This is a genomic window from Streptomyces sp. NPDC088762, from assembly GCF_044750905.1.
GTDB lineage: Bacteria > Actinomycetota > Actinomycetes > Streptomycetales > Streptomycetaceae > Streptomyces.
On sequence record NZ_JBIVKT010000008.1, the window covers coordinates 281,679 to 295,968 of the forward strand.

The 14,290-nt window shown below is 71.7% G+C and carries 9 protein-coding genes; 3 read left to right on the forward strand and 6 right to left on the reverse strand.

Going from position 1 to position 14,290, the window contains the following annotated elements:
* Positions 1-239 precede the first annotated feature (239 nt).
* Positions 240-857, forward strand: coding sequence for a hemolysin III family protein (locus ACIP5M_RS20760; RefSeq protein WP_401199094.1), 618 nt, complete (start codon positions 240-242; stop codon positions 855-857).
* Positions 858-941: 84 nt separating this feature from the next.
* On the opposite strand, the gene ACIP5M_RS20765 is transcribed toward ACIP5M_RS20760, so the two are convergent.
* The 6 genes from ACIP5M_RS20765 to ACIP5M_RS20790 form a co-directional block, all read right to left on the reverse strand.
* Positions 942-3,362, reverse strand: coding sequence for a galactose oxidase-like domain-containing protein (locus ACIP5M_RS20765; protein WP_401199018.1), 2,421 nt, complete (start codon positions 3,360-3,362; stop codon positions 942-944).
* A gap of 23 nt (positions 3,363-3,385) precedes the next feature.
* On the reverse strand, positions 3,386-4,579 hold the full coding sequence (locus ACIP5M_RS20770) for a glycosyltransferase (protein ID WP_401199020.1): 1,194 nt from the start codon (positions 4,577-4,579) through the stop codon (positions 3,386-3,388).
* A 6-nt stretch (positions 4,580-4,585) separates the two neighbouring features.
* On the reverse strand, positions 4,586-6,295 hold the full coding sequence (locus tag ACIP5M_RS20775; protein ID WP_401199022.1) for an ArnT family glycosyltransferase: 1,710 nt from the start codon (positions 6,293-6,295) through the stop codon (positions 4,586-4,588).
* Entirely contained in the window at positions 6,292-7,593 is a 1,302-nt protein-coding gene (locus ACIP5M_RS20780) for a glycosyltransferase (protein ID WP_401199024.1), read from the reverse strand. Before ACIP5M_RS20780 ends, ACIP5M_RS20775 begins: the two co-directional genes overlap by 4 nt.
* Positions 7,594-7,839: 246 nt before the next feature.
* Complete coding sequence (locus tag ACIP5M_RS20785; protein WP_401199026.1) at positions 7,840-9,891, reverse strand: thioredoxin domain-containing protein; 2,052 nt, start codon at positions 9,889-9,891, stop codon at positions 7,840-7,842.
* A gap of 111 nt (positions 9,892-10,002) precedes the next feature.
* On the reverse strand, positions 10,003-10,839 hold the full coding sequence (locus ACIP5M_RS20790; RefSeq protein ID WP_401199028.1) for a helix-turn-helix transcriptional regulator: 837 nt from the start codon (positions 10,837-10,839) through the stop codon (positions 10,003-10,005).
* Between the two features lie 113 nt (positions 10,840-10,952).
* Here ACIP5M_RS20790 and ACIP5M_RS20795 point away from each other — a divergent pair, with 113 nt between their 5' ends.
* A complete protein-coding gene (locus ACIP5M_RS20795; protein ID WP_401199030.1) occupies positions 10,953-12,191 on the forward strand; it encodes an MFS transporter in 1,239 nt (412 codons plus the stop codon).
* A 578-nt stretch (positions 12,192-12,769) separates the two neighbouring features.
* Entirely contained in the window at positions 12,770-14,119 is a 1,350-nt protein-coding gene (locus ACIP5M_RS20800) for a PLP-dependent aminotransferase family protein (protein ID WP_401199032.1), read from the forward strand.
* The last annotated feature ends 171 nt before the right edge of the window (positions 14,120-14,290 follow it).

The window sequence follows — 14,290 nt, forward strand, 5'->3', positions numbered from 1 at the left end:
CGCTCCGCTCATCCGGTGTCGACCGCACTCATCTGATCATCCGGTGCGTGTGCGCATATGTCCAGAGGGCCTCTCACGTGAGCATCGCCACGTCCGTCAATCTTCCGTAAAGAGGACTAAGTGAAACCTACGGACCCGTAGGTAGCATGTGGACCATGACTTCTGACGCCGACGCCGACGCCTCCCCGGTCGTCCAGGTCCTGGAGGCGGCCGAGACCGCCCTGGAGGAGAAGCCGCTCATGCGCGGGTGGCTGCACCTGGGGATGTTCCCCGCCGTGGTGGTCGCCGGCCTGGTGCTGATGGCCTTCACCGACTCCACCCGGGCCCGCGTCGCCTGCGGCGTATACGTCCTGACGGCCTGCCTGCTCTTCGGCGTCAGCGCGGTCTACCACCGCGGGACCTGGGGCCCCCGGGGCGAGGCCGTCCTGCGCCGCCTCGACCACGCCAACATCTTCCTGATCATCGCGGGCACCTACACCCCGCTGACCGTCCTGCTCCTGCCGCCCTCCACCGGGCGCACGCTGCTGTGGGCGGTGTGGCTCGCCGCCGCGGCCGGCATCGCCTTCCGGGTCTTCTGGGTCGGCGCCCCGCGCTGGCTCTACACCCCGTGCTACATCGCCATGGGCTGGGCGGCCGTCTTCTTCCTTCCCGACTTCATGCGCAGCGGCGGCGTCGCCGTCCTGGTCCTGGTGATCGTCGGCGGCCTGCTGTACAGCGTCGGCGGGGTCATCTACGGGATGAAGCGGCCCAACCCCTCCCCCCGCTTCTTCGGCTTCCACGAGGTCTTCCACTCCCTGACCCTGGCGGCCTTCGTCGCGCACTACGTCGGCATCTCGATCGCCGCGTACGCGCACTAGGCGGGCACCGGGCGTCCGGAACGGGACGAGGCGCCGTCACCGGCCCGAAGGCAGGTGGCGGCGCCTCGCCGTGCCTGCGGCGGCTCAGCAGGCGTAGCCGTCGCGGTCGGGGTCCAGGCGCAGCGGGTCGCTGCCGTTGACCTTCATGCGCTTCGGGTACCGGTGGGAGGCGAGCCAGTCGCAGCGGGCCTTCGTCGTCTCCTTCACCTCCGCCGGGAAGCGGGTCGGCACGCACTGGTTGACCGTGCCGTAGTGGCGGTCGCAGCCCGCCACGCTCGGCGCGACCGGGGCCGAGTCCCGCTTGGCGGGGTTCTCCTTGGCGGGGCCCAGCCTGTCCGCGAAGGCGTGCTGGTGCGCCGAGGGCTGCTCCTCGGCGGCCGCCAGGGCGGGGGCCCCGCCGACGTGCACCCACTGGGCGATGGACGGGATGCCGTTCGCGTCGACCGCGAAGAGCATGTACCAGCCGGGCGGCGCCAGGTTGGGGTTGCTGGTGACGTTGAGGTCGATCGTGGTGCCGTTGACGACGGTCATCGGCAGGTCCACGAACCGCTGGTTCGGGTCGGAGGAGTGGGTGACCGCCGCCGGACGGATCAGCTCCGCCTTGGCGACCGGCCGGTTGACGGTGATCCGCTGCGTGTCCCCGTACACCCACTGCGTGTCGATCACCGAAGTGATCTGCGGGCGCGCCCCCTTGAAGAGGTAGGGCGGGGTGTAGATCGACACGTTGTGGTTGTAGGTGCCGTTGCCCGGGTTGTCGCCGACCGACATAACCCGGCCGTCGGGCATCAGGAAGGACGCCGAGTGGTAGGTGCGCGGGATCGGGTCGGCGGCCAGGCCCGCCTGGTAGGTGTTGGTCACCGGGTCGAAGAACGAGGCCTCGTAGACCGGGTCGGCCCGGTCGTGCAGGCCGCCGCCGGTCTCCAGCACCTTGCCGTCGGGCAGCAGCACGGCGGACACGTACATCTTGCCCTCGGCGCCGGTCTGCGGCCGCTTGCCCGTGCCCGTGTCGACCAGGCCCTGCGGGAGGTCGGGGCCGGCCGTGTAGGCGGGGCTCGGCTTCTTCAGGTCGATGATGTCGGTGATCCGGTTCGCGGCGGGGTTGGTCTCGTTGTTGCCGCCGCCGATGGTCAGGACCCGCTGGTCCTGGGCCGGGGGCAGCAGCACGCTCGCCGACTCGTCGCGCTCGTCCTTCTTCCGCAGGCCGGGCACGTCGGTGATGGTGTTGGCGGCGTAGTCGTAGACCGAGGAGCCGGAGCCGGCGGTGTTGTTGCCGAAGGTGTGGCTGCCGGAGTAGAAGAGCCGCCCGTCCTGCATGAGGATCATCGACGGGTACAGGCCCCAGTAGGACCAGGTCTGGTTGACCTCGTTCATCGGGAGCCACTTGCCCTGGGCGGCCGAGAACTTCTCCGCGGTGACGTTGCCCGTGGAGTCCTCCTTCAGGCCGCCGAAGGAGATCACGTCACCGTTGCCGAGGATCGTCGCCGACGGGTACCAGTGCCCGCCGTTCATGTCGTTGGTCTTCGTGTACTTCTCGGTGGCCGGGTCGAAGACGTAGCTGTCCTTCAGCCCCTGGTAGCCGATCTTGCCGTCGGCCGAGGGGTAGCCCTTGTTGCCGCTCATCACCAGCACCCGGCCGTCGGCGAGCTGCACATGGCCGGAGCAGAACATGTCCACCGGGGTGGGGATCGTCTTGAAGGACCCGTTCGCCGGGTCGTAGACGGCCGAGGTGAAGGTGCCCGCGTTGAACTGGGCGATGTCGTTGCCGGAGCCGGCGATCAGCAGCACCTTGCCGTTCTTCAGGACGACGGCGTGCATCGAACGCACCGGGTTCTTGGCGGGGATCACCTCCCACTTGCCCTTGGCGCACTCGTCGGCGGTACCCGAGCAGGTGGGCTGGGGCGGCGCCGCTCCCACCTCCTCCAGCGCGTAGTCGTCGGTGGTGAGCGTGCCCACCCCGTAGACCGAAAGCCCCCACGCGATCTTGTCCGTGTTGGGCGGGACGGCCGGCGTACGGACCGCCGTGCGCGCCCAGCCGGCGCTGACGGGCGGGTTCTGCAGGTCGGTCCAGTACTGCCAGGTCCCGGTCGTGGCCTCCCGCCGGAACACCGTCACCGAGACGTCCGGGGTGTTCGACTTGTACCAGGCGGAGAGGTCGTACTGCCGGCCCGGCGTGACGGTCGGCGCGCAGGTGCTGTTCTCGGTGACCAGGGCCTTGCGGTCGCCGTCCACGCGGCGGGTGAGCGAGACCTGCATCGCCTTGGTCCCGCCGTGCGCGTCGGCGACGGTGGCGAAGGTGAAGTCGTTGTCGCCCCAGCCGGATTTGGACCAGCAGGACGGCATGTCTGCGCCGGGCGCGCCGGCGGTCTCGAAACCGGGATTGGTGAGCAGATTGGGCGCTCCGGCCGTGGCCTGCTGCGGTGCGGTGAGCAGCAGGCCCGCGGTCATCGCCCCGACGGCCAGCAGGGCGGCCCGCCGCCCGGCCCTCCGCCGGATCTCCAGACGCATCGAAAGGTTCCCTTCTGTGCGGCTCAGCTCTTGGTGTGGCGACCGGCTGTGTGGCTCTTGCGCGCCGTGCGCGGGAGGTAGACGAGGGCCTCGGTGGCCGCGAACCGCAGGACGAAGGTGGTGACCAGCGCGAGCGCGGTGGCGGGCAGGACCGCCATGCCGAACGTGGCGACGAACACCGCGATGAGCGGGATCCGCAGCAGCAGATCGGCATTGGCGAGCAGCGCGAAGCGCCCGATCCGGTCCGCCCGGTGCCGGTGGTGGCGGCGGTCGCGGAAGAGCAGGGTCTCGATGAGGAGGAAGTTCCACAGGACGCCGGCCTGGTTGGCGGCGATCTCCGCGGGGAGGTAGTGCATCCCGGCGTGCGTGAGCAGCCAGAGCGCGGCCAGGTTCGGTACGAAGCCGGAGAGCCCGATCAGGCCGAAGCCGATCATCCGGGCCGGCGGGCTCGCGGAGCGCAGCGCGGCCAGGTGGGTCAGGAAGCGCAGGCCCTCGCGGGCGGTGGACTTGGACGTGCCGGAGTAGCGGTCCTGGAAGACGAACGGGATCTCCGCCACCTTGCCGGGGCGGCAGCGCACCGCCAGCTCCAGCAGGATCTTGTAGCCGAGGGGTTTGAGGGCTTCGGCGGTGACGGCCCGGCGGCGCATCGCGAAGAAGCCGCTCATCGGGTCGCTGATCCCGCGCAGGGCGCGCGGGAAGAGCCCCTTGGTCAGCCAGGTCGCACCGCGCGAGACGGCGATCCGGTAGCTCCCGGCGAGACCGGCCCGGCTGCCGCCGCTGATGTAGCGGGAGGCGACGACGAGGTCGGCGCCGGTGCGCTCGCCCTCGCCGACGAGTTCGGGCACCAGGTGGGGCGGGTGCTGGAGGTCGGCGTCCATGACGACGATCCAGTCGGTGTCGGCCCGTTTCAGCCCTTCGACGACGGCGCCGCCGAGGCCGCCCTCGGCCGCCTCCCGGTGCAGGACCGACACCGGAAAGGGGTGTTCCGCGGCCGCCTTCTCGATGACGGCCGGGGTGTCGTCCGTGGAGTCGTCCACGAACAGCACGGCGCAGGGCAGGTGGTCGGGGAGCGCGTCGCCGAGCCGGCGCAGCAACTCGCCTATGTTCCCGGCCTCGTTGAAGGTGGGGATGATGAGGGTGACGCTGCCGGCCGGAGAGTGCGGAGTGGTCAGTTCCGCATCGATCGGGGCAGGGAGGGACCACAGGTCCTCGCTCATGGTGGCTCAGCTCCCCGTCTCGCGGTCGGTCCGGCGTATCTCGATGCGGTCCTCGCCCGAGCCGAAGACGGCCACCACCGTCGAATGCTCCAGCGCGGCCTTCACATTCGGCAGGTCCGCCGCGTCGCGGCGCACCGTGGGCGAGGAGACCACGTAGTCGATGTCCCGCCAGCCGCCCGGCAGGGTCTTGGTGACGGCGGGGTCGAGGTCGGCCTTGTAGAACCAGATGGCGCCGAGCCCAGGCTCGAAGCCGCGGTGGACGGCGTCCAGCCACAGCGCGTCGTCGAGCAGGACGCGGGTGTTCGCCGGATCGGCCACTTCGCTGCCGAGCCAGGCCGCGGCCTGCCGGTACGGGGCGTTCGCGTCGGCCGTGAGCGCGGTGCGGTTGCCGTCGTACCAGCGCGGCAGGACGTACACCGCGGCGGTCGCGGCGAGTACGCAGACCAGGACCCGGCGCGCCCACACCAGCTGCCGGCGTTCCCCGGGCGAACGGCGCCGGCGCAGCACGGCGTGGGTGATGCTGGCCGCGCCGCCCGCGAGGACCAGGGCCAGGAACGGCACCGCCTGGATCACGTACATCGCCGGGAGGTAGCCGGAGGGCCGCATCGCGACGAGGGCGAGGATGACGGCGGCCAGCGCCGGCCCGGCCAGCGCGCGGGCGGTGACGGACCATCTGATGGTGGCCAGCAGCAGGACGGCGCCCGCCAGGCCGCCGAGCGGCAGGACCGTGTCGTAGTAGAGCCAGGACCGCAGGACGCCGTTCGATCCCGAGCCGGGGGTGAGGATGAAGCCGGAGCCCGGGCGGCTCATCTGGTAGGTGATGCCGTCGACGAGCGAGACGTGGCCGGCACCGGGCAGCAGCTCGCTGTTGAGGAGGGCGAACAGCGGGTAGGCCAGCCCGATCAGCGCGCAGGCGGTGACGGCTCCGGTGACGGCGAACTTGCGGGTGTCGCGGTGGCTGTGGCGCCACATCGTCACCAGCAGCGCCGGGAGCACCACCAGCATCGTCTCCTTGGTCAGGACGGCGGTGGCGGCCGCCAGTCCGGAGGCGAAGTGGTGCCACAGGTGGCGGCTGGGCGACGCCGCGAGGCAGAAGGCCAGCAGCATCCACATCACGGCGAGGTTGTCGAGGAAGATCTCCCGCTGGAGCACGACCGAGAGCGGGGAGAGCCCGAAGAGGGCCATCGCGAGACCGGCGGCCCAGCGCGGCAGCCACAGGCGGCGTGCGAGGACGTAGATCAGGACGGAGCTCGCTGCGGACACCGCGAGCATGGAGAACCTCATCGGCGCGACGGTCATCCAGTCGGGCACGAAGAGGGACGGCAGGTAGGTCAGGCCGGCGATCTGGATCCAGCCGAGCGGCGGGTGGTCGTACCAGTAGGTGTAGTGGGCGAGGCCGTCGCCCTGCTGGACCGCCCAGGCCTGGGCGAGGTAGGTGCCCTCGTCGTCGCTGAGGGTCGGGAAGTGGGTGATGTTCCAGCCCTGGACGAGGAGGATCACGAGCAGCAGGGCCCCGCACAGGAGCAGGTCGGGGCGGGAGCTGCGGAAGCGCACGAGCGGCCGGGCGGGCGCGGGCGGCCGGACGCCGAGTCCGCCGGCGCCGGTGCCGCTGCGCTGGGCGGGGACGCGGGGCTCGGTGGCGGTGGCGGTGGCGGTGGCGGTGGCGGTGGCGGTCGGGGACGTGGGATCAGTGGCCGTGGGCACGGTGGCGGTCACTGGTGGATGTCCTCTCGGATCGCGGTGGCGGTGGCGGTCTGGTCCGGCGTCAGGTGGGCGCCGGTGTGGCTGGTCAGCTCCCACTCGCTCTGGCCGCGCTGCTCGCGCCAGACCGCGCGGATCGCGGCGCCGGCGAGCATCACCTGGTAGAAGGGGCCGCCGACGACGAGCTTCAGGTAGTGCACGAAGCGGACGCGCAGCCCGTACTGGCGGCCGAAGTCGTGCAGGCCGACGATCTCGAAGACGAAGGTCACCATCGCCGTGATCATGGGGAGGAAGGTGATGATCGCGATGCCGACCGGGACGTCGAGGAAGACCGCGACGGCGAAGTTGAGCGGGATGATCACCCCGGAGGCGGCCTGCATGAACGGCGTCATCAGCGTGTAGCGGGCCAGCCAGCGCTGCCCGCGGCCGGGCAGCTGCTGCCAGTCCTTCTTCCGGTAGACCTGGAGGAAGCCCTGGTTCCAGCGGGTCCGCTGCTTGAGCAGGCCCATCAGTGAGCCCGGCGTCTCCTCACGGGTCACCATGTCGGAGTCGTAGGCGACGACCACCTTCTTGCCGGCCGACGAGAGCCGCACCCCCAGGTCGCAGTCCTCGGCGAGGCAGTTCTGGTCCCAGCCGCCCGCCTCCCGCAGCACCTCGGTGCGCACGAAGACGGTGTTGCCGCCGAGCGGGATGAAACCCTTCTCGGCGTGCAGGTGCAGCCGGGAGCGGAACCAGAAGAAGTACTCCAGGCAGTTGCGCAGGCTGTACCAGCTGGAGTGGAAGTTGATCAGCTGGACCCCGCCCTGGACCACGTCGGCGCCGGTGGCGCGGAAGGCGTGGTCGACGTGGGCGAGGAGCTCGGGGTGGACCTGGTCCTCGGCGTCGAAGACCCCGACGACGTCGCCCCGGCAGTGCGGCAGGGCGGTGTTGAGGGCCTTCGGCTTGTTCTTGGTCTCGTGGTGGTCGACGACCACGCGTACGAGTCCCGGCGCGCGTTCGGCAGCGGCCCGTGCGGCCGCGCGCTCGGCGACGGCGGCGGTCTCGGGGTCGTCGTGCCCGACGATCACGATGATCTCGTAGTCGTGGTGGCTCGACTCCAGCAGCCGGTCGATGGTGTGCTCCAGGACCGCCTGTTCGTGGCGGGCCGGCAGCAGCAGGGAGAAGGCCAGCCGGCCGCCGCCGTCGGGACGGTCGAACCGGGTGGAGGCGAGCGTCTCGGGCGTCCGCCAGGCGTGCATCTGCCACCAGAGCGTGAACGCTGCGATCCCGAAGAGCGCAAGCGAGATCATGGAAATAAACACAGAGGTGTACAAACCGTCCCCCCACAGACATGCCGCAACCCCGAGCGGCGAACCGTGAAACCCCCCGGAGGCATCCGGCGGGCCCCCCGGCCCGCCGTCCTCCGCTTCCCCCTGCGCGCACCCCCCAGTGCGCCGTCTCGGTGCGTACCGAACGACACGAGACTAGGCAGTGCACATGAAAGTCAGGAGCCGTCCGGATAAAAACCGTGTATCTGAACAGACGTGCGAGCAACCGGAATTGACGGTACTCCGGTCATTTCAGGGGCGAACCGCCCCCAACTGTTCCGCCAACTCGACCGGATCCGTCGTAGGCCGCGCGCAGACGAAATGTCGACACACATACGCCGTCGGAAGGTCGTGTACGAGTGTGCGCTCGGCCAGAAGGGGGAACTCGCCCCCGCTGCCGTCCGCCGCACGCGGCATTCCGGTCGCCACCACCGCCCCGGGAGCCGTCCCCAGCAACGCCGTCCGGTGCAGCAGGGCCCGGGCCGGATCCTCCGGATGGCCGACCACCGCGACCTCGCGCGGACCGTCGAGAAGCGCCTCGGCGACCGCCAGCCCGTGGCCGATGAAGCGCGGCACGCGCGGGCCGAGGGCGTGCACCACCCCGAGCGCGCGCTCGGCCGCCGTGCGGTGGGCCTCCGAGCCGGTGTGCGCGGCGTACGAGAGCAGCGCGCCGGCGGCGGCGGTCCAGCCGGAGGGAGCGGCGGTGTCGGTGGGGTCCTGGGGCCGCCTGATCAGCCGCTCGGCGTCGTGCGCGGTGTCGTAGAGGGACCCGTCCTCGGCGGTGAACCGGTCGAGCACGAGGTCGACGAGGAACCCGGCGAACTCCAGCCACACCCCCTCACCGGTGACGGAGGCGAGGGCCAGGAACCCCTCGGCCACGTCCCCGTAGTCCTCCAGCACCCCGGCGTTGGCGCCCACCTGGCCGTCCTTGCTGGTCCGCGCCAGCCGGGCCCGTCCGTCCATGTGCAGCCGGACGAGCAGGTCGGCGGCCTCGGTGGCCCGCTCGACGAGATCCGGCCGCTCGAAGAAGGCCCCGCACTCGGCGAGGGCGGCGATGGCCAGGCCGTTCCAGGCGGCGACGATCTTGTCGTCCCGGCCGGGCGCGGGCCGCGTCTCCCGTGCGGCGAGCAGCCGCGCCCGGATCCGGGCGATCCGCTCCGCGTCCGCCGCCGGCCCGTCCTGCGGGAGCTGGAGGACGGACTTGCCGTGCTCGAAGGTCCCCTCCTCGGTCACCCCGAAGTGGGCGACGGCCAGGTTCCCGTCGTCCTCCCCCAGCACCTCGCGCAGCTGGGCGGGCGTCCACGCGTAGTACGCCCCCTCGACGTGCCGTCCGCTCTGCGGGTCCTCGCTGTCGGCGTCGAGCGCGGAGGCGAAGCCGCCCTGCTCGGTCCGCAGCTCCCGCACCATGAAGTCGGCGGTCTCCAGCGCCACGCGCCGGGCCAGCTCGGAGCCGGTGGCCCGCCACAGGTGCGCGTACACCCGGCACAGCAACGCGTTGTCGTAGAGCATCTTCTCGAAGTGCGGAACGACCCACTCCCGGTCCACGGAGTACCGGGCGAACCCGCCCCCGAGCTGGTCGTAGATCCCGCCCCGCGCCATGGCCTCGCACGTGTCGGCGGCCATCTGCAGCGCGCCCTCGGAGCCCGTCCGCGCGTGGTGGCGCAGCAGGAACTCCAGCACCATGGACGGCGGGAACTTCGGCGCCCCGCCGAACCCGCCGCGCGCGGCGTCGTACTCGCGGGTCAGCGCGAGCAGTGCCCGCGCCATCTCCTCGGGGCCGGGCGCGCCGGCCTTCCCGTAGTCCAACTGCCGCCCGGCCAGGTCCCGTACGATCCGCTGCGCCACGTCGGCGACCTCTTCGGGCCGGCCCTCCCACGCGGTCCGCACTCCTTCGAGCACCTGCCTGAAGGAGGGCATGCCGTGCCGCGGCTCGGGCGGGAAGTAGGTCCCGAAGTAGAACGGCTCGGCATCGGCCGTGAGGAAGACGGTCATGGGCCATCCGCCCTGCCCGGTGGCGGCCTGCACGGCCTCCATGTAGACGGCGTCGACGTCGGGGCGCTCCTCGCGGTCCACCTTGATGTTGACGAAGTGCTCGTTCATGTAGGCGGCGGCCGCCTCGTCCTCGAAGGACTCGTGGGCCATGACATGACACCAATGACACGCGGAGTAACCGACGGACAGCAGCACGGGTACGTTGCGCCGCTTCGCCTCGTCGAACGCCGCCTGCTCCCAGGGCCACCAGTCCACCGGATTGGACGCGTGCTGGAGGAGGTAGGGCGACTGCGAGGTGGCCAGGCGGTTCATACCTGCATCGTCGCACGCGCCGGACCGTCAGGCCCAGCGTCCGCGGGTGTCGTCGGGAAGCGGTGAGCCGCACACGGTACGTGTCCGAGTGGGCTCCGCCGCGTCACCGGGTCAGGAGATGGAGCGGAGCCGGCCGTGGGACTGGCGCTGGAGCTGGTCGATGGCCTGGGCCGTCTGGTCGCACTCGGGGAGGAAGATGACGAGCTGCTGGTCGTCCATGGGCAGTTCGAGCGTCTCCCGGAGCAGTCGCAGCTGGGGCCCGGTGGGGTGGTTGAGCCGCAGGACGCCGCGGCGCGGCACTTCGTGGCGGCAGAGGCGGTTGCTGAACTCGGGCCCGGCGACGGGGAGGAGCTCGGAGATGAGCCATTCCAGGTTTTCGAGGGAGGGCGCCTGCCACAGGTCGAAGCCGTGCTCGTCCGCGACCTGGTCCCAGTCGGCGAAGAAGGTCCGGGCGCGGGGGTCGGTGAACAGGTAGCGGTTGAGGTTCGGCTCGGCGTCGTCGAGCAGTCCGGTGCCGCTGGTGATCGCCTGGTAGCCCGTGGTGTGGGCGAGGATGTCGCCGAGCCGGTTGGTCACGACGGCGACGCCCGGTTCGAGGAGGCAGAGCGTCTGCAGGACGGACGGCCGCACGCGCCGGGGCGGTGGCACGGGCCTGATCTGGACCGCGCATTCGTCGCCGGAGATCTTCGCGAGGTAGCGCAGGTGGTTGCGCTCCGAGGCGTTGAGGCAGAGGGCGTCGGCGAGCGAGGTGACGACCGTGGGCGACGGGTTGCGGTCGCGCCCTTGCTCGATACGGGCCAGGTATTCGACGCTGATACCGGCTCGGGTGGCGAGGTCCAGGCGGCGCAGCCCGGGCGATCGGCGGCGGCCGTGTCTCTGCAGGCCGAGGGATTCCGGCTGGATGCTGTCGCGCTTGGCCCGGATGAAGCTTCCCAACGGCGTCCCCATATCGCCAGGTTACCGGTGCCGGCGGGTGGGCCGGGGCGGCCAGGGTGGCCCTGCGAGGGCTAGCTTCAGTACGGCCTGGTTAAGCCCCCGCGGGGGACTTGATGATGACGGTCATGGACAAGAAATCGACACGTCGTTCCGGACAGGTGTTACTTGTGTGGGGGTTGCTCGTGGCAGCAGCCAACCTCCGGGCGAGTTTGACCGGTGTCGGGCCATTGCTGGATCGCGTACAGGCCGACCTGGGGTTGGCCCCGGCCGCGCTCGGCCTGCTGAACACGCTGCCGTTGCTGGCGTTCGCGGCGCTGTCTCCGATGGTCCCCCGGCTTGCCGCACGGTGGGGACAGGAGCGGCTCCTCGGCGGTGCGCTCGTCGTCTTGACGCTGGGCATCGCCGTCCGCTGGGTGCCCTCGGCAGTCGGCCTGTTCGCGGGAACCGTGCTGATCGGAGCGGGCATCGCCGTGGGCAACGTCCTGCTGCCGAGCCTCATCAAGCGTGACTTCCCCGACAAGGTGGGACTGCTGACCAGCGCCTACGCGACGGTCATGGGCGGTGTCGCCGCGGTCGCGTCCGGGGTGGCGGTGCCGATCAGCGAGATCGCTCCGGGCGGCTGGTCCACCGCCCTCGGGTGCTGGGTCCTGATCGCGCTGGTGGCCGTACTGCTGTGGCTTCCCCAGATGCGCACGGCGCCGCCCGCCCCGCAGGCGGCGCGGGGGCAGCACCGGCTGCCCTGGGGGTCCGGGCTCGCCTGGGCGGTCACGGCGTTCATGGGGCTGCAGTCCTTCGGCTTCTACGTGGTCGTGACCTGGCTGCCCCAGATCTTCCAGGACAACGGTGTCAGCGCGGCCACGGCCGGATGGCTGCTGTTCCTGTTCCAGGCGGTCGCGGTGCTGACCAGCCTGGCGGTGCCGGGCGCGCTGCGCTGGGCCCGCGACCAGCGGGCGCTGGCCACGATCTGTTCGGCCATCCTGCTCCTCGGCTACCTCGGGCTGCTGGTGGCGCCGGACTTCGCGCTGCTGTGGAGCGTCGTCCTCGGTCTGGGCGGCGGGGCCTGTCTCGTGCTGGCGCTGGCGTTCCTCGGCATGCGGGCCCACGACGCGGCCGGAGCGGGTGCGCTGTCGGCGATGGCGCAGTCGATCGGCTACCTCCTCGCCGCCGCCGGCCCCGTCGTCATCGGGCTGCTGCACACCGTCAGCTCCGGCTGGCAGGCACCGCTGGTGCTGACGTGCGTGGCCGCGGCCGCTCAGACGCTGGTCGCCCTGGTCGCCGGCCGGGGCACGGTGCGGCCGGCCGGGGTCCAGGAGCCCGGCCGGGCACCCGCGGCGCCGGAGCGCGCCTCGGCCCCCGGGCACTGACCGCCCTGAGGCCGGGCGGTCCCGCGCACCACCCACGGGGGAAGGACGTTGTCGGATGAGCGTGCTGCCGACCGGGATCGTGGCCGGGGCCCGCACGGACCGGGCGCCGGCCTCCGGCGCCCGGATCACCGGCGTGCACGTACGGGACCTGGCCTCGCGCCGCGCCGGCCGTGACGCGTTCGCCGGGCTCGCCGCCCGGATACGGCCGCGCGGTCGGCCGGTCCCCGGTGGCCGCCACGTTCGCGGCCGAACTCCCGGGACCTGCCCACCGCTTCGGGTCGCCCCGGCCGCCGCGGGGCCGCCGGGGCCCGTTCACCCGGCCGGGGCTGCCGCGCCCTCTGCCGGTTCGGAATTCACTGGTTATTCGTACGGAGCATCGCAGCCGACAAGGCATCGAACAAGTCCATTCCACTCTTCCGTGAGCGGACCATTTCCGCGCCGAAGAGAAAGTCATCCCCGGCCGAGGGTCCGCGCTCGAGAAGCCGGATCCGCCGCGGGGGTTTCGCGCCGGCCGTAAGGCGGGCGCCGACGGGGGAAGCATGTTACCGATCGCCATAAACCGGAAGTTGCCGCTGTCCATGACCACGCAGATTCAGGCGGCCATTCGCGAACGAATAAAAGACGGGACCCTGCATCCAGGCGTCCGGCTGCCTTCGAGCCGGAATCTCGCCGGAGATCTCGGGGTCTCCCGCAGTGTCGTGGTCCAGGCCTACGAGCAGCTGGTGGCCGGGGGTTATCTGCGGTCCACTCAGGGCTCGGGCACCCGGGTCGCCACCCACCTGCCGCACCGCGACCGCCACCGCCGCGCGGCCGAGCCGGCCCGGCGTGCGGAGCCCCGCTACGACCTGCGGGTCGACGCGACGAGTTCGGCGCTGTTCCCGTCCCGTGAATGGCTGCGGGCCTACGAGCACGTGGGGCAGTCGATCGGCGGCGCCGGCCCCCGGCGGTATCCCGTCGGTGTTCCGGAACTCCGGGAGGAACTCGCGGCCTACCTCGGCCGTTCGCGGGGGGTCCTGACGACCGCCGCCGAGGTCGCCGTCACCGCGGACTTCGACCACACCGTGGACGTGGTGTGCCGTGTACTGCGCGACCTCGGCGTCGACCACATCGCCGTGGAGAGCCCCGGCGCGCCCTGGCAGGTCAGGATCGCGGAGCGGGCGGGGCTGCGGGTCACGGGAATCCCCGTGGACGACGAGGGCATCGACGTGGAGGCCCTGGCCCGGTCCGGGGCGCGCGCCGTGCTGGTGACCCCGGTCTCGCAGGTGCCGACGGGGGCGGTGCTGTCGCCGGAGCGCCGGGAGGCCCTGCTGAGCTGGGCCTCCGACGTGGACGGCTGGGTGATCGAGTACGACCGGGACGGGCACCTGTGGTTCGGCGTCAGCAGCGGTCCCCTGGCCCTGCAGCGGCACCGTCCGGAGCGGGTGGTCTACGTCGGGACGACCGGGGCCATGTTCGGCCCGTGCATCCGGCTCGGCTGGGCGGCGGCGCCCGAAGCGGTGGCGGAGCGGCTCGGCCGGACGCCGCTGGGGGTCCCGGACCCGCTCACGCAGCTGACCTTCGCCCACTTCATCTCGTCCGGCATGCTGGACCAGCACATCCGGGAGACCCGGACCGTCCTTCGGGCACGGCGCTCGGCGCTGCGGGAGGCCGTCGAGGAACACCTGCCGGGCGCCCGGATGACCGGCGAGCCGACGGGCATCCACGCCTACGTCCGGTTGCCCGAGGGCGTCGACGACGTCCGCCTCGCCGCCCTCGCACGGGCGAAGTCGGTTCTCGTACATCCCGGCAGGCACTTCCAGTTCGGCCGCCGCTCGCCCTCGTCCGGGGTGGCGCTCGGCTACGGCGCGGTGCGCCGCAGCCTGCTCCCGGAGGCGGTCGCCCTGCTCGCCAGGGCCATGGGCCAGGTCGCGGGAAAGCCGGCTGCCTGACGCCGACCGGGAAGTCCGGGGACAGCTCGCCACTGTTGGTGACTTTCGGTCGTTCGGCCATGACGGAGAGAGCACGCCTCCGTTGTCGACCGGAAAGCAAACAAAAGCCGAATCCCCCGGCCGCCGGTGTTGCCGCCCGGATACCGGGTCTTCGTTCCGGTGATGGTTGGC